Raw genomic sequence first — 24,221 nt, 5'->3', positions numbered from 1 at the left:
TCGGGCCTAGCCCTGGCCCAGCTCCGCGTTGGCCAGCACCTCGTCAGCACGCGAGGCTTTCCATTCAGCAATCTTGTTCAGCAGCTCTGGATTCTCCGCTGCCAGCATCTGCGACGCCAGCAGCCCGGCATTCCAGGCCCCGGCCGCGCCGATCGCCAGGGTACCCACCGCCACGCCCTTGGGCATCTGCACGATGGACAACAGGCTGTCCCAGCCAGACAGGGTCCGGCTTTTCACCGGCACACCGAGCACTGGCAGCGGGGTCAGGGCGGCGATCATGCCCGGCAGGTGAGCCGCACCACCGGCACCGGCGATGATGACCTTGTAGCCGTTTTCATGGGCACTTTTGGCGAAGTCGTACATGCGCTGGGGGGTGCGGTGGGCAGAGACCACCTCGGCTTTCCAGCCAACACCGAACTGGGTCAGGGCGTCACAGGCTTCTTTCATGGTTTCCCAATCGGATTGGGAGCCCATTACCACGGCAACCGGTGTACTCATGCACATCTCTCCATTGCGCCCACCACGGGCCTTTGCGGCGCTTCAGGAGGGTCTGGCACCGCCACGGATAAAATTTGAGGCGCACACTTTACTAATGCCAGCGCCGGAGGCAAGTCTGACGGCGAAAAAATGACCAACGAAACCGTCATTGCCCGACAGGAGGGCGATTTTAGCGTGAAAACGCCGGAAATGCGCTTCAAGAGCCGTTCAAGGGAACAAGGTGAACGTTAAAACGTGGGCCCGGCATGCAGCCAACAGCCTGATTGCCCATCCTGTGGGAGCTTGCCTGCAAGCGATTCAGGCCGGAAAGCTCAAAATCGCCGGCAGGCCGGCTCCCACATAGGGGGACACCACCAGCCCCTTTTGAACTTTCAACTTTAAACTTTCAACTATCCCTCTCCGCCAGCACCTGAGCATACCCTTCCCGGTAACCGGGATACTTGAGGGTGTAGTGACCTTGAGATATATACCGACTTCTAACCTGTTTGCCGGCGGGGGGGGCGTCGAGCGTATCGCCGGGAACCTCCAGGCTTAGCCCTTGCTGCTGTGCCAACCACTGCAACACATCCAGATTACGGCCACCCACCGAGTCCGTACCCACCACCAGCGGCGGCATCTCCTGCCCCTCCAGCCAGCCGCTCACCACACATTGCAGCAGGCCCACGCAGTCATCGCGGTGGATACGGTTAGTCCACTGAGACGCCGGCAGGGCCTCTTCGCCCCTGGCCAACCGCGCCGCCTTGTCGATCTGGCGATAGCGGCCAGGCCCATAGATACCGGTGAAGCGTACCACCGTGGCCATGCTGCGGGCGCTGATTTCCTCTTCCGCGGCCAGCAATACCTTGCCGTTATAGCGGGACGGCCTGGGCGACGTTAGCTCATCCACCTCGCCGGCCAGTTCACCGAAGACGGCACTGCTGGACACAAACACCACTGGCGGCAGGGGTTGTTGTTGGGCCAGGGCATCCAGCAAGGTCAGCGGCGCCCGCACGAACGCCTTCAGGTAACCCGCTTCGCTGTACTCGGACGGCGTCATGATGATCACCAGCAGATCCACCTGATCCGGCGGCAACATGGCCGCGCCCTCAGTGAGATCCTGGCTATACAACTCCACCCCTGCCGGACACTGCTGCCCGCGGCGGATGGCACTGACCCGATGCCCCTCGGCCAACAACACTTGCGCCAGCCCCGAGCCCAGATCCCCGAGACCCGCAATCAGGATATGAGACATATCGCTCCAAATTAAAAACGCGTGTTTAACAACCGCTGGCCGCACGGCATTCTGCAACCGCGGCACAACAGCCCAAAATCTGGTACCACACCCGCTCCGCGAGCTGTTAACTATTCACTGTTAACTGTTAACTGTTAACTGCCCGACCCTCTAGCATCGAGGTTCTACGAGGTGCACAATGGGCCATCATCGACTAAACATATCGACACCATGACATTAACAGAACTTCGCTATCTAGTCGCCCTGGCCCGTGAACGCCATTTCGGCCACGCCGCCCAGGCCTGTAACGTCAGCCAGCCAACCCTCAGTGCCGCCATCAAGAAGCTGGAAGAACAGCTTGGCATGCCCCTGTTCGAGCGCCGTCCCCGAGAAGTGGTGGTGACCCCGCAGGCGGAGCCCATCGTCACCCAGGCACAGCGGGTACTGGAGCAAGCCGACCTGCTGTCGCAAATGGCCCTGAGTCAGCGTGACCAACTGGGTTCCCCCCTGCGTGTTGGCGCCATTTTTACTGTCGCCCCCTATCTGTTCCCGGCCATGGTGCCTCGAGTACGCAAGGCGGCCCCGGACATGCCTCTGTTTATCGAGGAAAACTACACCCACGTATTGCGTCGTAAACTGGAACACGGCGAGCTGGATGCCATCATTGTGGCGCTGCCGTTCTCCGGTGGTGGTCTGGTGCGGGCACGCATGTACGAAGAGTCGTTCTCGGTATTGCTGCCCAAGGACCACGCCTGGTCCTCGCAAAAGAAAATCGCCCCGGAACAGCTGCTTAACGAAACCCTGCTGCTGCTGGGCGAAGGCCATTGTTTCCGGGACCAGGTGCTGGAGCTGTGCCCGGCCATCGATTCTCAAAGCCAGAAAAACCTGGTGCAGATCGAAGGTGGCTCCCTGGAAACCCTGCGCCACATGGTGGCCGGCGGTCTCGGGGTCACGGTGTTGCCCAACTCCGCGCTCTATCAGCACGGCTATGACAAAGACACCTTTACCGTTCGTCCCTTCGAGGAGCCGGTCCCGTCACGAACCATTGCGCTGGTCTGGCGTGACAGCTTCCCGCGCCCCAAGGCCATCGAGGTACTGCGCCAGGCCGTGCCCAAGGAAGGACTGTCGGGGTAAACGTGTCGACACGCGAGTGACGGGTGACAAAGTGCAAAAGCGGTTTTGCCTTTCGACACTCGCTCCTCGCAACTCGCTGACGGAACGCATTATTGATGGCCAGTGATTCTCTCTCCAGCCTCCCACTGAATCGCCTCAAGGGCGTGGGACCGGCTGCGGCCGAGAAACTGACCAAGCTGGGGCTGCACAATCTGGAAGACCTGCTCTTCCATCTGCCCTTTCGCTACGAGGACCGCACCCGCATTACCCCCATTGGCAGCCTGCGACCGGAAACCGGGGTGGTCATTGAAGGGGAAGTCATGGCCGCCGATGTGGTCTTCGGCCGCCGCCGCTCCCTGCTCTGCAAGGTGGCAGACGGCACCGGCATGGTCACGCTGCGTTTTTATCACTTCACTGCCGCACAGAAGAACAACCTGGAACGGGGTCGGCCGATCCGGGTATACGGCGAACCCCGCCCGGGAGCCGCCGGCCTGGAGTTTTATCACCCCGAATACCAGATCGCCCATGGCCACCAGCCGCTACCGCCGCTGGAAAAAGCGCTGACACCGGTATATCCCACTACCGATGGCGTCAGCCAGAAAACCCTGCGCAACCTCACCACCCAGGCTCTGGCGTATTTGCAGGCACACCCGCCCCGCGAGCTGATTCCTTCCACCCTGCTGGATCAGAGCGGCCTGCCCAGCCTCACCGACGCCTTGAGCAAGCTGCACAACCCGCGCCCGGATGACCCGGTCAATCTGCTGCTGGAAGGCCAGCACCCGGCAGTGCAGCGCCTGGTGATGGAAGAGATGGTGGCCCACCAACTCGGCATGCTGCAAAAACGGGCCGGGCAGAAAGCCTTTCATGCCCCCCTGCTCACCGGCACCACCCTGTTCGATCGCTTGCAAGCCAGCCTGCCCTTCGCTCTGACCGGGGCGCAACAACGGGTCATCGCCGAACTGATGAAAGACATGGGACAGCCTCATCCCATGTTACGGCTGGTGCAAGGGGACGTGGGCTCCGGCAAGACACTGGTGGCCGCCGCCGCCGCCCTGGCCGCCATTGAGGCCGGCTACCAGGTGGCACTGATGGCCCCCACCGAACTGCTGGCCGAACAGCACCGTGACAACTTCCGCCAGTGGCTCGCGCCGCTGGGCATCGAGGTGCACTGGCTGGCCGGCAGCCTGGGGGCAAAGGCACGCCGCGAGACCAACGCCGCCCTGGCCGATGGCAGCGCCAATATCGTGGTCGGCACCCATGCCCTGTTTCAGGATGCCGTGCAGTTTCATCGCCTGGGCCTGACCATCATTGATGAACAGCATCGCTTCGGCGTCCAGCAGCGTCTTGCCCTGCGGGAAAAAGGCCGCTTCGAGACCCGCCACGGGGTACAGGTGCCCCATCAGCTGGTACTCACGGCCACACCCATCCCCCGCACCCTGGCCATGAGTGTGTACGGGGACCTGGATACATCGGTGATCGACGAAATGCCGCCGGGGCGCAAACCCATCGATACGCTGGTGCTGCCGGAAGGGCGTCGCCCCCAGGTGATTGAACGCATCAATGATGCCTGTCAGGCCGGCACACAAGCGTATTGGGTTTGCACTCTGATCGAGGAATCCGAAGAACTGCAAGCCCAGGCCGCGGAGGCCACCTACGAGGAATTACAGGCGGCGCTGCCTGAGCTGACCGTGGAACTGGTGCACGGACGCATGAAGGCCAAGGAAAAGGCGGAACGCATGGCGCGCTTCTCCTCCGGCCAGGCCCAATTACTGATCGCCACCACCGTGATCGAGGTCGGCGTGGATGTGCCCAACGCTACCCTGATGGTGATGGAAAATGCCGAACGGCTGGGACTGGCACAACTGCACCAGCTACGGGGCCGGGTAGGCCGGGGGGGCGAACAGAGTTACTGCCTTCTGCTCTACAAGAGCCCGCTATCGCTGACCGGCAAACAACGCCTGGCGGTCATGCGTGACACCACCGATGGCTTCGTGATTGCTGAAGAAGATTTGAAACTGCGAGGTCCCGGCGAGTGGCTGGGCACCCGCCAGACCGGTGACCTGGCGTTCCGGATTGCCGATCTGGTGCGTGACGAAGCGTTGATGGAACCGGCCCGCGACGTGGCTGACCGGCTACTGCAGGAGTGCCCCTCGCTGGTCGACCCACTCCTGCGGCGCTGGCTCAAGGGCGGCCAGGATTACGCGGATATTTGATGGCAAGCACGCGCCTATTCCCCCGCCAGAATTTTCACTGGCATCCACTTGTGCTTCAAGCGCATCAGCTCACCGTTGTTCATCCATAAGGTCAGCACGTCATCCACTTCTTTCTTCAATTGCACATTGTCCTGACGCAACACCCAGGCCAACGGCTCTTCCGTAAGCGGCTTGTAGAGCCCTAATAACGTTCCCTGATATTCACGACGGTTCGCCAGATTCCAGACTGTCGGCGCATCATGTACGTAGGCATCCACGCCACCATTCAACAACGCCATCATGGCCTCGTCATTGCTATCAAACCCGACGCCATTAACACTACGGGCATTGACCAGCGCTTCCCCGGTGGTGCCGTTCTTGAACCCGATACGAAAACCGCCCCTGAGTAGTACACCCGGGGCCGCCAGTTTGGCTGCGTCCTCCAGTCTGACCACGGCCATCTGACCGATATACGTATAAGGCAAACTGAACAGGTAATCACGTTGTCGCTCTTCCGTAATTGAAATACCCGACATGATCAAATCAATGTCGCCACGGTCCAGAGCATCAAACAAGCCGGAAAAGTCATACTCCATAAACTGGACCGGCCGACCCAACGCATCACCGAGCTGATGGGCAAAATCCACTTCCAGTCCCGCCAGCTCACCCTCCTGGTAAAAAACGATAGGTGGATAATCGGCCATCACTCCTACCCTGAGCGGATTCCCCGGAGTCTCATGGGTACTGGCGCACCCTGCCAGCACCACCCATACCACCAGCCACAATCGTCGTAAGATTCCCATGCACACTCCTTAACGCCAGATACCTGTTAACTGTAATCATCGTACTCATTCGAGAGTGCGAACGATGCAATTATTTGAACCTTTTCCTGCCCATCGCGGCCATTCTCGTTCAGGATGTCGGGACCGGAGCCCGCCAAAAGGAATTTGTTCATGCGCACCAGCCTCAGCCCCATTGTGACACTTGCGTCCCTGCTGATTTCCGTCAACGCCCTGGCGGACAACCTGACCGGTGACGAAAAATTCTCCATTACCGCCGGGGGGTACCACGTGTTTCGCGCAGACACCACCCTTTCACTGGTCAGCCGCAATGCAGGCGCCGGCGCCGCACTACGGCCGGCCGACACCCTTGGCCTGGATCTGGAAAACACCGTTTTCAAGGTAAATGGTCGTTACCGGTTCAGCCCCAAATCCCAAGTGGTGCTGTCCTGGTACAAAGTAGACTCCAGTGCAACGCGCCACCTTGAATCCGATGTGGAATGGGTAAACCCGGATGGAGACGATATCACCATTTCCGCAGGAAGCCGGGTAAGCAGTTCACTGCAATATGATATATCCAAAGCCAGTTATTACTGGTCTTTTTACCACAACGACAAGGTGGAGCTCATGGCAGGGGCCGGGTTGCATGTCTCCCGCTTCGCTATCGATCTGAATGTGCTCAACACCCCCCTGGGGACCCCGTCAAGCCAGCGCACAGAAAACGCCGCAACCACCCTTCCGCTACCCACCCTGGGCTTTGGCCTGAATTATCAGGTTAACCCCAAACTTTATTGGTACCTGCGTGGCGAGGGGTTCTATCTGGAGTACGACGACTGGCGCGGCATGTTTACCGATATTGAAGTGGGCATGGAATACCGGTTGTGGAAAGGGCTCGGGGCAGGTATCGGCCTGGCCACTGATAGTCTGGTCGTTACCGAAACCACCTCCGACTTCAAATTCCGCTACGACAACCGTTTAAGCGGGGCACATTTTTACCTGTCCTGGACACACTGATTTCGCTGGCACGGGGGGCGGGGCAAGCGTATGATCGCGCGCCCTCGCCAGACTGGCTGGCGGGCTTCATTCATCTTCAGGAGGTACTCCCCATGGCCAAAGGCCCGAAACCCCTGCGCAACTGGGCGGCAATGGACCCATTGATGCGCAAGGGGGGTGCCCATCAGGCACCCCGCGGACAACTGCGCCCGCGACTGGACTGGCGTCAGGCTCTGGACGAATTCGATGACTGGCAGGCTCCCCTGCACAGCGACGATATCGAAGGGCCGAAAGGCCCTTCGTGCGTTATGGGCAGCCGGCGGCGACTTTCATCAACTTGCTGACGGTTTTCGTCATTGTTGTCCGGCGCGCTCACGCTATCCTGCTCAGAACCGACAAGTTCTGAGCAGGACCCTTTATGGCCAACAAACGCATTCTCGTCACCGGTGCCACCGGCGCCCAGGGTGGCGCGCTCATTCCCCTGCTGCTGGAGCAGGGTTTTGCCGTTCGCGCGCTCACCCGCAACCCGGACAAGCCCTCCGCCCGTGCGCTCTACCACCGGGGCGTGGAAGTGGTGGCCGGTGATCTCGACGACAGCGTTTCCCTGCAGCTGGCTTGCAAGGACTGTTATGGCGTCTTCGCCGTGCAGAATTTCTGGGAAAAAGGTGTGGGTTATGACCGCGAGATCGAGCAGGGCAAGCGCCTGGCCGATGCGGCTGCCGCCGCCGGTGTACAACATTTCCTGCAAACGTCCGTCGCCGGCTGCGAAGAAGCCGGCGACGTGCTGCACTTCGCCAGCAAGTGGGAAATCGAGCAGCACATCGAATCCCTGTCACTCCCCTTCACCATGCTCCGCGAAGTGTTCTTTATGGAGAACTTTTTCGAACCGGTGATGGGCAACAAGGGCAAAAAAGCCATAAACCCAGCCCTGGTGCTGGCCACCCTGGACGGCTGCCTGAACAAGGATGTGCCGTTTCACATGGTGACCGTGGAAGACATTGCCCGCGTCAGCGCGGCGATTTTCGCCGCGCCAGAGACCTGGCTTGGCCAGAAACTGGACCTGGCCAGTGATGTGCTGACCGTGGCGGACATGAAAGCGATCTACCGCCATGTAACCGGCAAGCGACCGCTGCCGATCAAGGTCCCGTTATGGGCCCTGCGCCTGAGTAACGCAGAAGCCGCACGGCAATATGTCTGGAATAACGAGGTACGCTGGCGCTTCCCGTTGGCGCCACTGCAACAGCAATTCCCGTTCCTGACCTCGTTCGAATCTTTCCTGCGCCAGCGCCTTAATACCCCGGCCTGAATTCATTACGGAGACCACCATGCCCGCCATTCATGCTGAACACTGCTACACGCAGAGCGCCAACACCGTGTGGCAGCGCATCCACGATTTTGCCGATCTGCAGAGCTGGTTGCCCGGCGTTACCGGCTGCACTGTAGAAGGGGAAGGCGTCGGCGCGATCCGCACCGTGGCCACGGCCACCGGAGGTGAGGTGGTGGAGGAACTGGTGGGGTATGACGACGATGCACGGCAGTTTTCCTACCGTATCCTCAAGGCCCCGGGGGTCAGCGCCAGTGCCGACTTTGTCGCCACGGTCACGGTACTGGGCGCCGCCGGTGGTGGCTGCAAGGTGACTTGGCAGGCCGATTTTCGGGCCGGCAACAACGCCCCTGCAGACAAGGTAGAGAAAGCCCGCCAGGGCGCCGAGCAAATGTACCGTTTTTGCCTGTCACACCTGGCCGGCTTGCTGGACAGCGAGTAACCCTCATGGGGCGCCTGATTCAGCCCTCACAGATCCAGAGTTTGGCTGCGTCCAGCTGGTCGCGGGGAAACACCTGAACATCGATGCCCGGCAGCAGCTTGTCGGCCAACACGCCCAGCCGGCGCAGCCAGTCTGAGTCGGTGACCACGGCCTCGCGCTCAAACTGCCTCCAGTGGCGAAGACCAAACTTCAAGTCTTCAAACAGGGCATCCATAGCCACACCACCAAAGGTTTCCATTTCTGCGTAAAACCGCACCTTGTCGTGTTTTTCCAGCGCCGTCTCCAGTGCGGCAGCCACCGTTTCGAATTCCGGGCGGGTAATTTTTCCGGAAATCCGCGCACCTACCACCCGGCTATCGTCGAAGGGAATCAGCGTCAGCATACATGCCTCCCCTGTATCACTGTCGTAGCTATCGTCCCATCAGGATTCGTTGCCTGCCGTCAGGGCCCGCCAGTTTTGTTTGGCTGCCGCCCAGCTTTCCTGAAATTGCTGTTTGGCTGCATCCCAGTTTTCCTTGCCGGCTTCCTGCATGGACTGATAGCGGGTTTCCAGCTCTTTCTGTTCCTGCTTCAATGCCGACAGGGCTTCCTGCTTTTGCAGTCTGGCATCCTGGGAAAGTTCCTGCCACCGGCTGTCGATATCCGCCTGCAGCAGGGTCATCTGCTGTTGCAGTTCATCCAGCGCATGGCGAGCCACCTGCATGGCTTCGTTTTTCTGCTCAACAGAATACTCGCGGATGTCCTCCATGGACTCTTCCATCTGGACTTCCACTTTCTCCGGTTCCGGCGTCTTGATGTTGGGCACACCTTCGGTACTGTCCGCCCAGGCAGCGGCGGTCGTCACCAGCATCAGGGTGGCAGCGGCCAGGATTTTGTGGGTCATGGGAGCTCTCCTTGATTCTTCGCTTGTCTTCACTGTGACAGACAAAAGGCGAAGATGACTCCCGGGAATTTGCAAAACCAGGTTAATTACCCGGTGCAACACCCCACAGACACCGGCCTGCGGGGGGCAACAGAAAGGCGAACGATCAGGCGTTAAGGATGTAGGCAAGCATCTCCACGACCTGCTCGGGTGTGCGGGCCACCGCATCCGCCGCGGCGTCCACTTCCTTGAGGGGGTGATCATGCTCTTCGTCATGCAGGATAATCATCGGGGTGCCCAAGGCGGCGGTGTAGCCTGCATCAAACGCCGCATTCCACTGCTTGTACTTGGGCCCAAAGCGCACTACCACCAGGTCCGCTTCATCAATCAGTTTGCGGGTACGCATACCGTTAATGCCCGCGCCAAGGCGGTCTTCCCAGAAGCGCTTTTCTTCCGCCCCAAGGATATTCACCCCAACCTTGTCACTGGCTTCATGATCCGTCACCGGACTGCTGAATTCGATATCCAGCTCCTTGTCAGCACAGCCCTGAATGATACGCTCACGCCAGTCGGTATGAATTTCGCCGGAAAGATAAACAGTCCAGAAGCTCATCGCGGTGTCTCCCTTGGGTTTCAGTGCGTGGCAGCATAGTGACAGCGGAGCCGGGTTGCAAAAACGCCCCTTGAACCCGACCGTTGGCTGCCGTTAAATGCCTGCAGTTTTTCGGGTAGGAATGAAGGGTGTCCCATGCGTATGACAATTGTGTTCTTGCTAGGTGTAATACTGCTGGCAGGATGTGACAGCAATAACGACCCCTCGCCGTCCGCCACAGGCGACACGGCAAGCCCCTCTACCGCCGCGAAAGCTCCCGGCCAACTGGTGCGGGTACTGCACAACCTGGACCGTACCGACCCTCAGTGCGATGGTGAGCATTGTGCTCGAGTCAGCATCGAATGGATCACTTTCGAAGACCAGCCAGAGCTGAACCAGGCGATCGAAAACCGTTTGGCGGCCGTACTGGTACAACAGGAAGGCGACGCCACCCATGACGGAACCATTGAAGGACTGGCCGAGGCGTTCCTGGCCGATGCCGCCGACATGGCCATGGGCTCCCAGGGCTGGAGCCTGTCCGCCAGGCTAAGCAAGGAATCCCGACGTGGCGACCTGCTCACCCTGCGCATCGAAAGCCATGAATACACCGGCGGCGCCCACGGCAACCCGGCCGTGACCTTTTTCCACTGGGATCTGGCCCGCCAGCAACGGCTCGCCCTCGACGATCTGATCGTCCCCGGTCAGCAGGACACCTTCTGGGCACTGGCCCGTGACGCCCACACTCAATGGCTGGACCAACAGAAACTGGACCAGAACTTCCGCGACAGCTGGCCGTTTGACCAGACCGACCAGGCGTACTTCAGCGAACAGGGACTGGTGCTGCTCTATAACGTCTACCACATCGCGCCCTACGCCATGGGGCAACCGGAGCTGACGCTGCGCTACGACGCACTGGAAGGCGTGATCCGAGACACCTATCTGCCTTGACCTTGCCGGGTTCAGGACAAGAGCCAGCCGGTGGGAGCGGTGGTTCCACCGCGAAAAAAAGCCGGGCAAGGCCATCGCGGCTGGACGACCGCTCCCACTCTCATTGCCCCGCTTGTGGGCGTAGAATCACCTGCAAGGCGCCCTAGAATCGTCCTTCCTGGCCCTGCACCAGCATCAGCAGGAAAACCAGCTCTGACAGAATCACACTGGCGCCGAGCGCATCGCCGGTGTAACCGCCCAGGCTGCGACGCAACATGGCGCCCCACACCAGCACAACGGATACCACCGCCACCAGTGCTTCCAACGCTACGCCGGTCACCAGTGCCAGCGCCGCCACACCGGCCACCGCCACCCCCAGCCGCTGGCCACTGAAGCCTTCTGCCACAGGCTTGCTCTTGCTGGTGTCCGGGTCACTGACATAGACCAGCGCTCGCATCAGGCACAACGGCGTCAGGCGACTGATGGCCGGGGCCAGCAGCAGGGCAAGCCACACCGGCTGCGTGTCGGTCAGCAAGGCGATCTTCAATGCCAGTGTCACCCCCAACGCCACCGCCCCGTAGGTGCCGATCCGGCTATCCTTCATGATCTCCAGGCGCCGCGCCACGGTATAGCCACCGCCCAGCCCATCAGCACAATCAGCCATGCCATCTTCATGGAAGGCGCCGGTAATCCACAGGTGAAAGCCCAACACCAGCAGCACACACACCTGCGGCGACCAGAACCCGGCCAGCAGCGTATAGAGCCCCGCATACAGCCCACCCAACAACAGCCCTACCAGCGGAAAATAGACACTGCACTGGTTCATCAACCGCTGACTGTAATCCACTGTCACCGGCACCGGGATCCGGGTAAGAAAGCCCATCGCCAACCAGAACGCCTGCCATTCCCGGCGCAGGCCTGCGGCCGTCGTTTGCTGCTCAGTCATTCATGAATCCTGCTGTCGAAAGGTATCCGGGCTAACACCGTACCAGCGACGAAATGCCTTACTGAAATTGCTGGCGTCAGAAAACCCCAATCGATGCGCCACCTCTGCCAGGCTGTCGCCACCGCGAACCAGTTGTGCTGCACGCTCGGCGCGCCAGCCATCCACCAACTGGCGGTAACCACTGCCCAACTCTGACAGACGCCGCCGCAAGGAACGCTCACTCATGGACACCGCCGCCGCCAGTGCCGCCAGGCCGGGCACGGCATCCCCCTGGGCCCGTAACAACCCTTGCAGGGTGAGGATCAGTGGCGGGGTGGCATCCAGCGCTTCCAGCTCCTTGCTGGCCAATTGTTCATGCTGGTGCCACAGGCCCGCATCCCCCAGCAGCAAAGGTTGCTGCAGACACTCCCGCGAGTGCCAGACGATATTCCCCTGCTGCTGGAACAGCACCGGGCAACCCAGCACCGCTTGCCAGGCAGCGGCGCTGGCAGGGGCAGTACGCTGCAGCGTGACCTGAGAGACGCCGCCCTCGGGATAAAGCCGTCGCAGATTACCCACATGCGCTGCCACGAAGGCATCAATTGATGCGGGATGGAGAACCACATCCGGCAAGCAGCAGATTTCCAGCCCCACCGCCTCCGGCCGTTGCTGTAACCGCACGATCACGCCGGTGGAAATCAACCGCTGGTAACGCACCGCCACGTCCAGAATATGGCCAATGGTTGGCGCCGTCTGAATCAGCAACCCCATCACTCGCAGATGCATGGGCAACGATGTTTTGCCCACCTGCAACCCTATCGCCGGTTCGCCGCTGCGTTCGGCAGCCAATGTCCATAACCGGGTCATGGCGGCCGTGGGGACCCGGCCACCGGGGTTGGCCTTCAAGGCATCCAGATCCAGCCCCGCCTCCCTGATCAAGGCGACCCCGTCCACCCCATAGCCATTGAGGGTTTCCAGCACGGCCAAAGGCCAGGCGGCCACCGTGGTAGAGGCCATGGAATCAGTGGCCACGAAGCACCGCACTCTGGCCAGCCGGAACCTTTGCCAACGATCGAGTCGGCACTAGCCTGCGGGGATCATCCACAAGACAAGAGAACATCATGCGCTACCTGTTTGTTGTGTTTGCCGCCCTGTTGGCGGCGTGCGGCGAAGAGCCCTTGCCCACCAGTACGACCCAGCTCGCCCCGGAGGCACTCAAGGCCCATAGCGACCTGTTCCGAAAAGGCGTCGAAAAAGTCACCGACGGAGTCTATGTGGCCATCGGTTACGGGCTAGCCAATTCCATTATGCTGGAAGGGGACGATGGCATCATCATCGTCGACACCATGGAAACGGAAGAAGAAGCCCGTGAAGTGCTCGCCGCATTCCGTACCCTCACCGACAAGCCCGTCAAGGCCATCATCTACACCCATAACCATACCGACCATGTGTTCGGCGCAGCGGCGTTTGCCGAAGGAAATGACATCCCGGTCTATGCCCATGAGAGCACCAGTTATTACATCAACCGGGTGGTCAATCAGATCCGGCCGATTATCACCGCGCGTTCCATGCGCATGTTTGGCAACCACCTGCCTCACGGCGAACACATCAATGACGGTATCGGCCCCCATCTGGGCATAACCCCGGACAGCCAGCTCTATGCCTTGCCGCCCACGCACACCTTCAAGGACTCGCTGTCCGTCAACATCGCCGGCCTGCAGATCGAACTGGTCCACGCTCCCGGTGAAACCGAAGATCAACTGTTTGTCTGGCTGCCGGAAAAGCGTACCGTGCTGACCGGCGATAACATTTATCAGACCTTTCCCAATCTCTACACCATTCGCGGTACCTATTATCGGGACGTGAAGCAGTGGGCCAACAGTCTCGATACGATTCGCGAACTGGGTGCCGAGCACCTTGTCCCCAGCCACACCCGCCCGGTTCACGGCGCAGACAAGGTGGCACAGCTACTCACCGACTACAGTGATGCCATCAACTTTGTTCACGACCAGACCCTGCGCTACATGAATCTGGGACTGACCCCGGATCAAATTGTGGAAAAGGTGCACCTGCCCGAGCACCTGGCCAGCAACCCCTGGCTACAGGAGTTCTATGGCAAGGTCAGCTGGTCGGTGCGCTCGGTGTTTGACGGCTACCTGGGCTGGTTCAGCGGTAACCCCAGCGAACTGCAACCGCTGGCGGAAGAGGAAGAAGCCCGACGCATGGCGGAGCTGGCCGGAGGCCGCGATGCCCTGCTGGACAAAGCCCGACAGGCATTGGCGAATCAGGATGCCCAATGGGCGCTGGATCTCAGTGATCATCTGATGCTGCTCAAACCGGATGACGATGCCGTCAAAACCCTGCGCGCGGATGCGCTGCGCCAGCTCGGTGAAAAAGAAGCCAATCCCAATGCCCGCAACTATTACTTCACCGTTGCCCGTGAAGTCGCGGACGGGTTGAATCCGGCTTTCCGTACACAAATGAGCGAGGACTTCCTGGCCACCCTGCCCATCGAGAATTTCCTCCAGGCCATGCCGGCACTGCTAAAGGCGGAAGACACACTCGACGAGAACGTAGCGCTGGGTTACGCCTTCCGTGACAGCAATAAGCAATTCACACTGCGTATTCGTCGTGGCGTGGCCAAGGTTCACACCGGCATTGATGACGATGTGGTCGCCACGCTCGACACCACCGAAGCCACCTGGAAGGCCATTGCTGCCGGCATCCAGAGCCCCGCCACCGCCCTTGCCGGCGAGGCCCTGGATATCGACGGAAGCACCCTGTCCGCCATGAAAGTGCTGGGTTACTTCGAGAAGATCGACTGATTCAACCGTCGCGATCGAGGGTGAAATGTGCCGTGGGGTCGAGAAAGAACATCTTCTTCCAACCCTGCGGTGCGGCATCCCGGCGCCACGGCATCGGCAACAGGCTGAGCAGGGAATAGTGGAGGTGCGGCGGCTTACCCGCCGCATTGCCACTGTCCCCCACCGAACCCACCGACTCACCCGCTGCCAACCACACCCCACTGTCAGCAATGCTCTGCAAGTGGGCGTAGTAATGCAGCCGCCATTTCGGCCCCAGTATCAGCACCACCTTGCCGCCGCGGGACACGTCACCGCGATACAGCACCAGACCGCCACTGCTGGCGACCACCGGGGTACCCGCCGGGGCAAAGATATCCACGCCCTTGTGGACCCCGGATTTCCCCCAGGGGTGATACCAGAAGGTTTGCGGATGCCAATCGTGGCTATCCGCCCCCTGCACGGGAATATGCCGCCCCTCTGGCAGCAACAGCCCAATGATCAGCAAGGCCAGCAGCCCCCACAGGCCGCGCCGGATTACCGTACGGAATCGCGACATAGTTCCAACCACCGTTCAATGCCCGGGCTACGGTATTTCTGCCGGTGCAGGACAAAGTAAAACTCCCGGTTGAAGTCCCGGTGCGGCACCGGCAACTCCACCAGCGAGCCCCGTTTAAACGCTTCCTTGAGGCAAACCCGCGACAGGCAGCTGATCCCCAGCCCGGCCTCCACCGCCCGTTTGATGGCCTCGGTATGCTCCAGCTCCAGGGCCAGATCCAGCTCTGGCACCAGCCCGTGCAGCGCCCGCTCGAAGGTCTGCCGGGTGCCAGAGCCGGATTCGCGCACAATCCAGTGGGCCGCCCTGAGGTCGTCGTCTGTAAGCGCTCCCTTACCCGCTAACGCATGCTCCGGGCTACAAAACACCACCAACTCATCATCACACCAGGGCAGCAATTCCAGATCCGGGTGATTCAACTCCCCTTCAATCAGGCCCAGATCCAGCTCGAAGGTAAGCACCCGGTCGACGATGGCGCGGGTATTGGCCACCTCCAGATGTACCCGTGCGCCCGGTTGCTCTGCCATGTATTCGGCCATGATGGCCACCGCCAGATAGTTACCGATCGTCAGGGTCGCCCCCACATTCAAGCGCCCCAAATCCCGGTGAGACTGCAAGTCCGACTCCAGTTCCCGGGCCTGGGCCAGCAGCGCCTCTGCCCGTGGCCAGAACTGGCGGCCCAGCTCATTGAGCTTGAGGCGCTTGCCGGCACGCTCGAAAAACTTCACCTCGTAGAGGCTTTCCAACTCCTTGAGCGCACCGGACGCCGCAGACTGGGACATATTCAAATGGCTGGCTGCATGGCTCACATTCTCAAAATGCGCAATGGCCAGAAACACTTCCAGCTGCCTGAGGGTGTAGCGCATGATCGATTTCCATGATTAAATGATAATCGTTATCGTTAATAGATATCGATTTTGTCGATATCAAATATCGGAACAACCCATTTTACCGATAAATCCATTTCGATTAAATTTCCACCAACTGGAATTTTGGAATAAGCGCTGATTTAACTATGTCTAATCTGAATACTGAAACCGTCACAAGCGTTCGTCACTGGAACGATACCCTGTTCAGCTTTACTACCAGCCGGGACCCGGGTTTCCGTTTCAAGAACGGGCATTTCACCATGATTGGTCTGGAGCAGGACAATGGCCGCCCGCTGCTGCGCGCCTACTCCATTGCCAGCGCCAACTATGAAGAAGAACTGGAGTTCTTCAGCATCAAGGTGCAGGACGGCCCACTGACGTCACAGCTGCAGAAAATTCAGCCGGGCGACAAGATCTATGTGAGCCGCAAGCCCACAGGCACCCTGGTGGCAGACCACCTGCTGCCCGGCAAGAACCTGTGGTTGCTGTCCACCGGCACCGGCCTGGCCCCGTTCATGAGCATCATCCGTGACCCGGAGATTTACGACCAGTTCGACCGGGTGATCCTGACCCACGGTGTGCGTCATGTCTCCGAACTGGCCTATCAGGACACCATCGAAAACGAACTGCCCAACAATGAGTTCTTTGGTGAATTCCTGAAAGGCAAGCTGCTGTACTACCCCACGGTCACCCGTGAGCCGTTCCGCAACCAGGGCCGCCTCACCGACCTGATGACCAGCGGCAAACTCTTCGAGGACCTGGGTCTGCCCAAGCCGAGCCTTGAAAACGACCGCTTCATGCTGTGCGGCAGCCCGGCCATGCTCAAGGACACCACCGCCATCCTCGACGACTGGGGGTTCAAGGAAACCCGTGGCGGCGAACTGGGTGAGTACGTGATCGAGCGGGCGTTTGTGGAGAAGTAGACAATACGCGTCGCGACAACACGCCATAAAAAAAGGGCCGCATTGCGGCCCTTTTTGCTGGCGCCACCGGCCGCTGCAACGGGCCAGACTGTCGGCGAATCACCACCGTTTCCGCCAAGAATGTCAGAGAGCCCGGATATTCCCGCTGCTGCGGATACGTAAACCGGAGAGAGAAAAACAAGAAACGGGGGTGGGGATCACACCCTCCTGCGCGCAGCATGCAATGGCTGTTTATGTATACGCGGTGCACTATTGGTCATTGCTGGAACCTACCACTGCCCCAACACTGTGCCTATTCGCCGCCACTGCAGAGAAGCCGATCCATGGCAAGGCCAGGCAAAATCAGAACCCTGATCAAGCTGTTTGATGTCCGCTACTTCAACGGCTTCAACAGTCTGCGCAGCAGCCTGGGCTTTACCCGTACCCTGTTTCGACCTGCGCCCCGTGCCGTGCGGCTGGAACAGATATTTAACTACCTTCCAATCAGCTCCACGCTATCAAGCTCCGGGCAACCCACGGTGGCTCAGTTTACTCGCATCGCCGAAGCCGGCTTCGCCACCGTGATCAATCTTGCTCCCCACGGCGCAGAGAATGCCCTGGAAGATGAAGCGACCGTGGTCACCCGACTCGGCATGCGCTACGTACATATCCCGGTGGACTTCAAAAACCCGACGGAATGGGACTATCTGCGCTTCTGTTTTGCCATGAAAGAAGCAGGGACGTTGCCGGTGTGGGTACACTGCGCCGCCAACATGCGCGTGTCGGCTTTTCTTTATCGTTACCGGATCGAGAAGCTGGGAACGGGCAGGGAACAGGCTGCTGCCGACCTGGCCCGCATCTGGACCCCTTTCGGGGAATGGAAATCCTTCATCGAACGAACCGGTTCTACAGAGCGGAGTTCGGGCCGCTGATGCAGCACTATTTCTTGGGCGGCAACAGGGTGACCGGCCTGGCCAGGGCATCGGTCGCTTCAGGCGGCTTGGCATCCAGGTCCTTGCTGGCACCACAGGACACACACTCCATCCACTGGCGATCGTCTTCGATGACGCGCTGAATCTTGTCCTGCTGACCACACTCCGGGCACGTGGCCCCGGCAATAAACTGACGTTTCATGTTGCTCCCTCTCTTACACAGGGGCGGCGCAAGCGCCGCTCCTGCGGTGAGGCTCCCTAGCCGTTGATACCGGAATGACGCAGCAGCGGTTCCACACTGGGCTCGCGGCCCCGGAAGGCCTTGAACAGTTCCATGGGTTCGCGGCTGCCGCCCTTGGCAAGAATTTCGCTACGGAAAGCGCGGCCAGTTTGTTCGTTGAACTCACCGTCTTCTTCAAAGCGCGAGTAGGCATCGGCAGACAACACTTCCGCCCACTTGTAGCTGTAATACCCCGCCGCATAGCCGCCCGCAAAGATATGGCCAAAGCTGTTGGGGAAGCGGTTGAACGCCGGCGGCTGAATCACCGACACCTGCTCACGCACATCCTTCAACACGGCATACAGGTTCATGCCCGGCTGGTACTCAGCATGAATCCGCATGTCGAACAACGAAAACTCCAGCTGACGCACCATCTGCATGGCGCTCTGGAAGTTTTTGGCGGCGAGCATTTTTTCCAGTTTTTCCTTCGGCAGCGGTTCACCACTTTCAAAGTGACCGGAAATCAGGGCAATGCCTTCTTCGGTCCAGCACCAGTTTTCCAGAAACTGGCTGGGCAGTTCCACCGCATCCCAGGCGACACCATTGATACCGGAAATCCCGGACACATCCTGCTCGGTCAGCATGTGATGCAGCCCGTGACCGAATTCGTGGAACAGGGTGACCACTTCATCGTGTGTCAGCAGGCCCGGCTTGCCTCCCGCGGGCGGTGCAAAATTACAGGTCAGGTAGGCCACCGGCGTTTGTACCGATCCATCCGCCAGGCGGCGGCGAATGCGCGCATCATCCATCCAGGCGCCACCGCGCTTGCCGGTGCGGGCATACATGTCCAGATAGAAGGCCGCGCGAACACTGCCGTCATCGTCCACCAGCTCATAGAAACGCACATCGTCATGCCAGGTTTCCACGTCCTGGCGAGCCCGGAACTGGATGCCGAACAGTTTGCCGACAATCGCAAACATGCCGTTGATCACGGTATCTGCCGGGAACCACGGACGCAGTTCTTCTTCGGAAATACTGTAGCGTTCCTCTCGCAGACGCTCGCTCCAGAAACCGATATCCCAGGGCTGCAGGTCATCCGCCCCCTGCTCTGCGGCGTACGCTTTCAGTTCAGCCAGTTCCTGTTCTGCCTGCGGCTTGGCCCGTTCGGCCAGGTCTTCCAGGAAGCTCATGACTTCCTGTACATCGCGGGCCATTTTTGTCGCCAGGGATTTTTCGCCATAGTTGGCAAACCCCAGCAGCTGGGCCTGCTGATGCCGCAGCGCCAGAATTTCATCCATGATCGCGGCATTGTCGAACTTGCCGGCATGGGGGCCCTGGTCCGACGCCTTGGTGGTCCAGGCGGTGTACATTTCCTCTCGCAACGCAGCGTTCCTGCAATGGCTCATCACCGCGATGAACACCGGCGCATCCAGTGTCAGCAACCAGCCTTCCTTGCCTTCCGCGTTGGCGCGATCGGCCGCCCCGGCACGGGCGCTTTCAGGTAGACCCTCCAGCTCAGCCTCATCGGTCACGTGCTTGCTCCAGGCCTGGGTGGCATCCAGCACGTTGTCTGAAAAGGTGCTGGTGAGCTCGGACAACCGTTTGGAATTGGCCATGTACTCGGCTTTCTTGTCTTCCGGCAGGTCCACCCCGGACAAACGAAAATCCCGCAGGGTATTGTCGATATCTTTCTGCTGGGCCTCGGTCAGCGAATCCCATTGCGCACTGTCGCGCAGGGACTGATAGGCGGCACACAAAGCCGCGTTCTGTCCCACTTCGGTGCCGTATTCGCTGAGCAGGGGCAGACAACTATTGTAGGCATTACGCAGGGCCTCATTCTGGGCAACGGCGTTGAGGTGCCCGGCCGGGCCGAAGGCCTTGCCGAGACGGTCATCTTCCTCATCCAGCGCCTGCACCAGACTGGCGTAATCAAATTGTCCCGCCGCCAGCACCTGCTCGATACGGGCACGCCCCTGCGCGACCAGCTGCTCGACAGCGGGCAGCACATGCTCCGGCTTGATCTCGGAGAAGGGCGGAAGGTCGGTGTAATCAATCAGCGGATTGTTGTTGCTCATGGGGTCTCGGTCCTGCGTTGTCTGTACAACCTGAAGGTGGATAATGGACCTTCACGGTGTGTTGCACCGTAGGGCGGAAATAGCCTCAGGCGATCTCCGCCGATTTGGCGTTTGATGGCGGAGATGGACTGGCCCCTTTCCGCCCTACAGTTATTCATTTGTTAATCCAGAGTGTATCAGTGATGGGGATTCGCCGCTTTGAAGACAAGGCCCCGCAGTTGGGTGAACGGGTATTTGTGGACAGGGATGCCACCGTCATCGGGGAGGTGCACCTGGGCGATGACTGCTCGGTGTGGCCCAAGGCGGTGATCCGGGGCGACATGCATCGCATCGAAATTGGCGCGCGGGTCAGCATTCAGGATAACGCCGTGCTACACATCACCCATGCCTCCACCTTCAATCCCGGCGGCTACGGGCTGAAGATCGGCGACGATGTCACCATTGCCCATCAGGCCATGCTGCACGGCTGCACACTGGGTAACCGGGTCATGGTGGGCATGCAGGCAATCATCATGGATGGCGCTGTGGTGGAAGACGAGGTGATCGTGGCGGCCGGTTCTCTGGTGGGCCCGGGCAAGCGGTTGGAAAGTGGTTTTCTGTACCGCGGCCAGCCCGCCCGGCAAGCGCGCCCGTTGACCGGGGAGGAACGGCAGTTCCTGACCTATGTGGCGGGGAATTATGTGCGCCTGAAGGATCGTTATCTGGAAGAAGGGGGGCATGTGTAACCCTTGCTGGCGCGCCCCCTTGTAGAAGCCCGGCTCCCACAAGGGCAATCAGATCTGCCACATGAACGACATGTTGCCGAAGCTCAGCGGTTCATTGCTGTCACGCAGTGGTGAGCTGGAGCCTTGCAAGGTCAGGGTGAAAGAAAAGCGGTCCCAGCGAACGCCGCCGCCAATCACCAGACCGAGAATGCCGTCGCGGGTTTCTACCTGATAGGGCCCACTGTGCTCTTCCAGATAGGAATAACCGATATATTCCCCAAACGTGGCAACAAAGGCTTCCCAGCCAAAACCGTGTCCGTCGAACAACCCCACCAATGAACCCGCCGTGCCGATACCCGCATAATCCGGTATGAAATTACGCGGCAGGTTTCTGCCAAAGCGCAGGAAGCCCCCCGCCGAGGCGGTGGCATGGAAATTATTGGCATCCACGCCAGCGGCATATCCCAACTCGGTTTGCCAGCCACTGTCAGAAACCCGCTGCCAGGCCCGGCGTGCATGGATAACGTACGCGCCACCAATCACATCCGGCCCAAGCTGGTGTTCCCAGCCCTGCGGCTCGGTAGAACCGGTGATGCGATGCACCATTTTCTGGCTCTGCTCCGCACCGGAGTCTTCTCCGACCACACCGATGCGCACGCCATACCCGGTAAGACTGTCTGCCCCCCAGCTGAACAGGCCGGCTTCCAGGTTGCTGTAGCCGATGTAGGGCAGGTCCTGGTAATCCGGCGTAGTCCGGCTGATATCTGAAGGCGTGATCATGGCCTGCTCAAGGCTCAGGGTCATGGCATTCTGTCGATCTCTCACCCCCACTCCCGGCAAGGGGGAAAGCCCTTTTGCCAACGAGCAGGTCACAGAGCCTGCCTGGCCGCAATCATGCCCATCCCCCACCCAGCTGAGGCGAACGCCATTGGTATATTGCCCATCAGAACCGACGAACAGATCGTTATCCCAGGAAAAACCTAACGTCGATGCGGAGGCTGCTACAGGCAAAGCGATAATAAAGAGACCCAGGCTCGATGCACGGGCCAACAGCGGTGTGGACATACCTTTCTCTCAACAGATTATGTGGTTGCCCCCGAAAGGCCGCCCTGCAGCAATATCAGAAACGCCAGCGCCGCTGCATGACCAGGAAGGCAAACGATGCCGACCAGGTAATCAAAATCAATCCATTGAGAGCTTCCACCCCCGCCACTAGCCGCAAGGTGCCCATGGGATAGAGATCCCCGAGCCCCAATGAGGTATAGCAGGCTGCCGAAAAATACAGGTGATCCAGGAAACTGCCATCCACGGCGCCTCCCAGATTCATGGCGGTATCGTTATTGTCGATCCAGAAATAAATGAGGCCGTAGAGCGAAATTTCAACCATGTGCGCAGCGAACATGATGATCACCACCACAAGAATTTCACCCCGTACCCGCTGCTTCCAACGCTTGAGCAATTCGGACAGCCCGGCCAGAGTCCAAAAATGCAGGGTGACAGTGACAAGCACCATGGCCAGCGAGACCACCGAAGCATAGATCACCTCATACATCACCCCACCTTCCATCATCGGCGCATCATCGCCATGACCGGGGCCGTATCGGGCCGCCAGCCCCGCCAGAGTGCAAAGGCTTCCGCAGCCTGTTCCACCAGCATGCCCAGTCCATCTGCGGTGGCCGCCGCGCCCTGCTGCTGCGCCCAGCGCATGAACGGCGTGGGTTCGCTGCCATAGACCATGTCGTAGGCCACGGCGCCCTCCGCCAAGAGCCCGTCGGGCAAGTCAGGCATGTCACCGTGCAGCCCCGCTGAAATGGCATTGATGACCAGATCAAACTGCCCCATGAGATTTTCCAGGCCACTGCCAAGCACCGGTGAGTTGCTGCCGTCCATAAACTGGCGGGCCAGAATTTCCGCTTTCTCTCGGGTGCGGTTCGCGACCCGCACCAGGGTCGGTTTTTCTGCCAGCAACGGCCCCATGACACCCCGCACCGCACCACCAGCACCCAGTACCAGCACGCGCTTGCGCTGAATCGCCCAGCCCAGATTCTCGCGGATGTCGGTGACCAGCCCGGCGCCATCGGTGTTGTCACCGTTCAGTTGATCCCCTTCCCACCACAAGGTGTTGACGGCCCCCGCAAGGTCAGCTCGCTCGGTGACTGCACCGCATAATTGATAGGCTTGTTCCTTGAACGGAACCGTGACATTGGCCCCCAGCCCACCATCAGCGCGCAGCGCATTTACCGCTCCGGCAAAATCGTCCAACGGCGCTTCACGTTTTTCATAACGCAGGTCGTCACCCTGCTGGGCGGCAAAAGCATGGTGGATATCCGGCGAGCGAGAGTGCGCCACCGGATTACCAAAAACGCAGTACAAGGCGGTCATAGCCACTCCCGCTGGATCAGGAATTTTTCATACAGCTCGGCTTCAGCACTGCCGGGCTCCGGATGCCAATCGTAGTCCCAGCGCACCAGCGGCGGCAGCGACATGAGAATGGATTCCGTACGGCCACCGGATTGCAGACCAAAGATGGTGCCGCGGTCGAAGACCAGGTTGAACTCCACATAACGGCCACGGCGGTAGAGCTGGAAATTGCGCTCGCGCTCACCGTATGCCAAGTCCTTGCGACGGGCCATGATCGGCCGGTACGCCTTCACATAGGCATCGCCGACACTGCGCATCAGGGCAAAACTGGTATCGAAATCGAAACGGTTCAGATCATCGAAAAACAGGCCGCCGACACCACGGGGCTCGTCCCGGTGCTTGAGATGAAAGTAGTCATCACACCAGCGTTTGAATTCCGGATAAATGTCATCGCCAAAAGGATCACAAGCCGCCTTGGCGGTGCGATGCCATTGCGTTACATCCTCTTCAAAACCGTAGTAGGGCGTCAGATCGAAGCCACCGCCAAACCACCACACCGGTGCTTCGCCTTCCTTTTCGGCCACGAAAAAACGCACATTGGCATGACTGGTGGGGACATAGGGGTTTTTCGGGTGAATCACCAGAGACACCCCCATGGCCTGAAAACTGCGACCGGCCAGTTCAGGTCGTGCGGCGGTAGCCGACGGTGGCAACTGACTGCCAAATACGTGGGAAAAATTCACCCCGCCTTTCTCGATCACAGTGCCGTTTTCCATCACGCGACTGCGGCCACCGCCGCCCTGTTCGCGATCCCAGGCATCTTCACGGAACGCACCGCCGCCATCTTCGGCCGCCAGTTCCTCACAAATACGGTCCTGCAGGTCCAGCAGGTAGTCTTTTACCGCCTGCAGTGAAACGTCTGACATGCTTTTCTCCCCGGGAAT

The 24,221-nt window shown here is 59.8% G+C and carries 27 protein-coding genes; 11 read left to right on the top strand and 16 right to left on the bottom strand.

Annotation, left to right across the window (positions count from 1 at the left end; genetic code table 11):
- Positions 1-6: 6 nt before the first annotated feature.
- The gene (gene purE / locus A15D_RS01360) at positions 7-498 is read right to left on the bottom strand and encodes a 5-(carboxyamino)imidazole ribonucleotide mutase (protein WP_022985764.1); all 492 of its coding nucleotides are present in this window, start codon (positions 496-498) and stop codon (positions 7-9) included.
- A 385-nt stretch (positions 499-883) separates the two neighbouring features.
- On the bottom strand, positions 884-1,729 hold the full coding sequence (locus tag A15D_RS01355) for an NAD-dependent epimerase/dehydratase family protein (protein WP_102790472.1): 846 nt from the start codon (positions 1,727-1,729) through the stop codon (positions 884-886).
- Positions 1,730-1,939: 210 nt separating this feature from the next.
- Here A15D_RS01355 and A15D_RS01350 point away from each other — a divergent pair, with 210 nt between their 5' ends.
- Positions 1,940-2,842, top strand: coding sequence for a hydrogen peroxide-inducible genes activator (locus A15D_RS01350; protein ID WP_022985767.1), 903 nt, complete (start codon positions 1,940-1,942; stop codon positions 2,840-2,842).
- Positions 2,843-2,937: 95 nt separating this feature from the next.
- On the top strand, positions 2,938-5,034 hold the full coding sequence (gene recG, locus A15D_RS01345; RefSeq protein ID WP_102790471.1) for an ATP-dependent DNA helicase RecG: 2,097 nt from the start codon (positions 2,938-2,940) through the stop codon (positions 5,032-5,034).
- Positions 5,035-5,048: 14 nt separating this feature from the next.
- Here recG and A15D_RS01340 read toward each other — a convergent pair whose 3' ends face one another.
- Complete coding sequence (locus A15D_RS01340) at positions 5,049-5,816, bottom strand: ABC transporter substrate-binding protein (protein WP_022985769.1); 768 nt, start codon at positions 5,814-5,816, stop codon at positions 5,049-5,051.
- A gap of 150 nt (positions 5,817-5,966) precedes the next feature.
- Between A15D_RS01340 and A15D_RS01335 the strand changes: the two genes are divergently transcribed.
- The 4 genes from A15D_RS01335 to A15D_RS01320 all read left to right on the top strand — a co-directional run bounded on the left by A15D_RS01335 (position 5,967) and on the right by A15D_RS01320 (position 8,551).
- Positions 5,967-6,806 carry a hypothetical protein gene (locus A15D_RS01335; RefSeq protein WP_102790470.1) on the top strand — a complete coding sequence of 280 codons (840 nt, stop codon included), beginning with the start codon at positions 5,967-5,969 and terminating at the stop codon, positions 6,804-6,806.
- 92 nt (positions 6,807-6,898) lie between these two features.
- A complete protein-coding gene (locus A15D_RS01330; protein ID WP_102790469.1) occupies positions 6,899-7,129 on the top strand; it encodes a hypothetical protein in 231 nt (76 codons plus the stop codon).
- Between the two features lie 74 nt (positions 7,130-7,203).
- Complete coding sequence (locus A15D_RS01325; RefSeq protein WP_102790468.1) at positions 7,204-8,091, top strand: NmrA/HSCARG family protein; 888 nt, start codon at positions 7,204-7,206, stop codon at positions 8,089-8,091.
- Positions 8,092-8,110: 19 nt separating this feature from the next.
- Entirely contained in the window at positions 8,111-8,551 is a 441-nt protein-coding gene (locus A15D_RS01320) for an SRPBCC family protein (RefSeq protein WP_102790467.1), read from the top strand.
- 19 nt (positions 8,552-8,570) lie between these two features.
- On the opposite strand, the gene A15D_RS01315 is transcribed toward A15D_RS01320, so the two are convergent.
- From A15D_RS01315 to A15D_RS01305, 3 genes are all read right to left on the bottom strand, one after another.
- Positions 8,571-8,933, bottom strand: a complete 363-nt coding sequence (locus A15D_RS01315; protein WP_022985775.1) for an STAS/SEC14 domain-containing protein — start codon at positions 8,931-8,933, stop codon at positions 8,571-8,573.
- A gap of 39 nt (positions 8,934-8,972) precedes the next feature.
- On the bottom strand, positions 8,973-9,434 hold the full coding sequence (locus tag A15D_RS01310; RefSeq protein ID WP_022985776.1) for a hypothetical protein: 462 nt from the start codon (positions 9,432-9,434) through the stop codon (positions 8,973-8,975).
- Between the two features lie 145 nt (positions 9,435-9,579).
- Positions 9,580-10,026, bottom strand: coding sequence for a YtoQ family protein (locus A15D_RS01305; protein WP_102790466.1), 447 nt, complete (start codon positions 10,024-10,026; stop codon positions 9,580-9,582).
- Between the two features lie 135 nt (positions 10,027-10,161).
- On the opposite strand from A15D_RS01305, the gene A15D_RS01300 reads away from it, so the two are divergent.
- Positions 10,162-10,953 carry a DUF3298 and DUF4163 domain-containing protein gene (locus tag A15D_RS01300; protein ID WP_102790465.1) on the top strand — a complete coding sequence of 264 codons (792 nt, stop codon included), beginning with the start codon at positions 10,162-10,164 and terminating at the stop codon, positions 10,951-10,953.
- A 142-nt stretch (positions 10,954-11,095) separates the two neighbouring features.
- On the opposite strand, the gene cobS is transcribed toward A15D_RS01300, so the two are convergent.
- On the bottom strand, positions 11,096-11,878 hold the full coding sequence (cobS, locus tag A15D_RS01295) for an adenosylcobinamide-GDP ribazoletransferase (RefSeq protein WP_102790464.1): 783 nt from the start codon (positions 11,876-11,878) through the stop codon (positions 11,096-11,098).
- Positions 11,879-12,889, bottom strand: coding sequence for an AraC family transcriptional regulator (locus A15D_RS01290; RefSeq protein WP_102790463.1), 1,011 nt, complete (start codon positions 12,887-12,889; stop codon positions 11,879-11,881).
- A gap of 89 nt (positions 12,890-12,978) precedes the next feature.
- Here A15D_RS01290 and A15D_RS01285 point away from each other — a divergent pair, with 89 nt between their 5' ends.
- On the top strand, positions 12,979-14,682 hold the full coding sequence (locus A15D_RS01285; RefSeq protein WP_102790462.1) for an alkyl sulfatase dimerization domain-containing protein: 1,704 nt from the start codon (positions 12,979-12,981) through the stop codon (positions 14,680-14,682).
- A 1-nt stretch (position 14,683) separates the two neighbouring features.
- Here A15D_RS01285 and A15D_RS01280 read toward each other — a convergent pair whose 3' ends face one another.
- Positions 14,684-15,217, bottom strand: a complete 534-nt coding sequence (locus A15D_RS01280) for a M23 family metallopeptidase (RefSeq protein WP_102790461.1) — start codon at positions 15,215-15,217, stop codon at positions 14,684-14,686.
- Positions 15,196-16,080 carry a LysR family transcriptional regulator gene (locus A15D_RS01275; protein WP_102790460.1) on the bottom strand — a complete coding sequence of 295 codons (885 nt, stop codon included), beginning with the start codon at positions 16,078-16,080 and terminating at the stop codon, positions 15,196-15,198. Before A15D_RS01275 ends, A15D_RS01280 begins: the two co-directional genes overlap by 22 nt.
- 149 nt (positions 16,081-16,229) lie before the next feature.
- Here A15D_RS01275 and A15D_RS01270 point away from each other — a divergent pair, with 149 nt between their 5' ends.
- Both A15D_RS01270 and A15D_RS01265 read left to right on the top strand, forming a co-directional pair.
- Complete coding sequence (locus A15D_RS01270) at positions 16,230-17,006, top strand: ferredoxin--NADP reductase (protein WP_022985784.1); 777 nt, start codon at positions 16,230-16,232, stop codon at positions 17,004-17,006.
- Positions 17,007-17,329: 323 nt separating this feature from the next.
- On the top strand, positions 17,330-17,917 hold the full coding sequence (locus A15D_RS01265) for a protein tyrosine phosphatase family protein (RefSeq protein WP_022985785.1): 588 nt from the start codon (positions 17,330-17,332) through the stop codon (positions 17,915-17,917).
- Positions 17,918-17,924: 7 nt separating this feature from the next.
- On the opposite strand, the gene A15D_RS01260 is transcribed toward A15D_RS01265, so the two are convergent.
- Positions 17,925-18,119 carry a YheV family putative zinc ribbon protein gene (locus tag A15D_RS01260; RefSeq protein ID WP_022985786.1) on the bottom strand — a complete coding sequence of 65 codons (195 nt, stop codon included), beginning with the start codon at positions 18,117-18,119 and terminating at the stop codon, positions 17,925-17,927.
- A gap of 56 nt (positions 18,120-18,175) precedes the next feature.
- Positions 18,176-20,212 carry an oligopeptidase A gene (prlC, locus tag A15D_RS01255; RefSeq protein ID WP_102790459.1) on the bottom strand — a complete coding sequence of 679 codons (2,037 nt, stop codon included), beginning with the start codon at positions 20,210-20,212 and terminating at the stop codon, positions 18,176-18,178.
- A 182-nt stretch (positions 20,213-20,394) separates the two neighbouring features.
- On the opposite strand from prlC, the gene A15D_RS01250 reads away from it, so the two are divergent.
- On the top strand, positions 20,395-20,937 hold the full coding sequence (locus A15D_RS01250) for a gamma carbonic anhydrase family protein (RefSeq protein ID WP_102790458.1): 543 nt from the start codon (positions 20,395-20,397) through the stop codon (positions 20,935-20,937).
- 48 nt (positions 20,938-20,985) lie between these two features.
- On the opposite strand, the gene A15D_RS01245 is transcribed toward A15D_RS01250, so the two are convergent.
- Genes A15D_RS01245 through hemF form a run of 4 tightly spaced genes read right to left on the bottom strand, consistent with a single transcriptional unit; the run spans position 20,986 to position 24,203 of the window.
- Positions 20,986-21,981, bottom strand: coding sequence for a lipid A deacylase LpxR family protein (locus A15D_RS01245; protein ID WP_102790457.1), 996 nt, complete (start codon positions 21,979-21,981; stop codon positions 20,986-20,988).
- Positions 21,982-22,036: 55 nt separating this feature from the next.
- Positions 22,037-22,468 (bottom strand): ion channel, encoded by a 432-nt coding sequence (locus A15D_RS01240; protein WP_031226636.1) that lies wholly within the window; start codon positions 22,466-22,468, stop codon positions 22,037-22,039.
- 14 nt (positions 22,469-22,482) lie between these two features.
- Positions 22,483-23,298: a shikimate dehydrogenase gene (gene aroE, locus A15D_RS01235; protein ID WP_102790456.1), complete on the bottom strand. Its 816-nt coding sequence runs from the start codon at positions 23,296-23,298 to the stop codon at positions 22,483-22,485.
- The gene (gene hemF / locus A15D_RS01230; protein WP_102790455.1) at positions 23,295-24,203 is read right to left on the bottom strand and encodes an oxygen-dependent coproporphyrinogen oxidase; all 909 of its coding nucleotides are present in this window, start codon (positions 24,201-24,203) and stop codon (positions 23,295-23,297) included. The genes aroE and hemF overlap by 4 nt, the downstream gene beginning before the upstream one ends.
- Positions 24,204-24,221 lie beyond the last annotated feature (18 nt).

It is taken from the genome of Alcanivorax sp. MD8A, from assembly GCF_002888555.1.
In the GTDB taxonomy this organism is placed as follows: Bacteria; Pseudomonadota; Gammaproteobacteria; order Pseudomonadales; family Alcanivoracaceae; genus Alcanivorax.
Note: the sequence above shows the minus strand (reverse complement) of the source record. Positions and strands in the feature narration are given on the sequence as shown.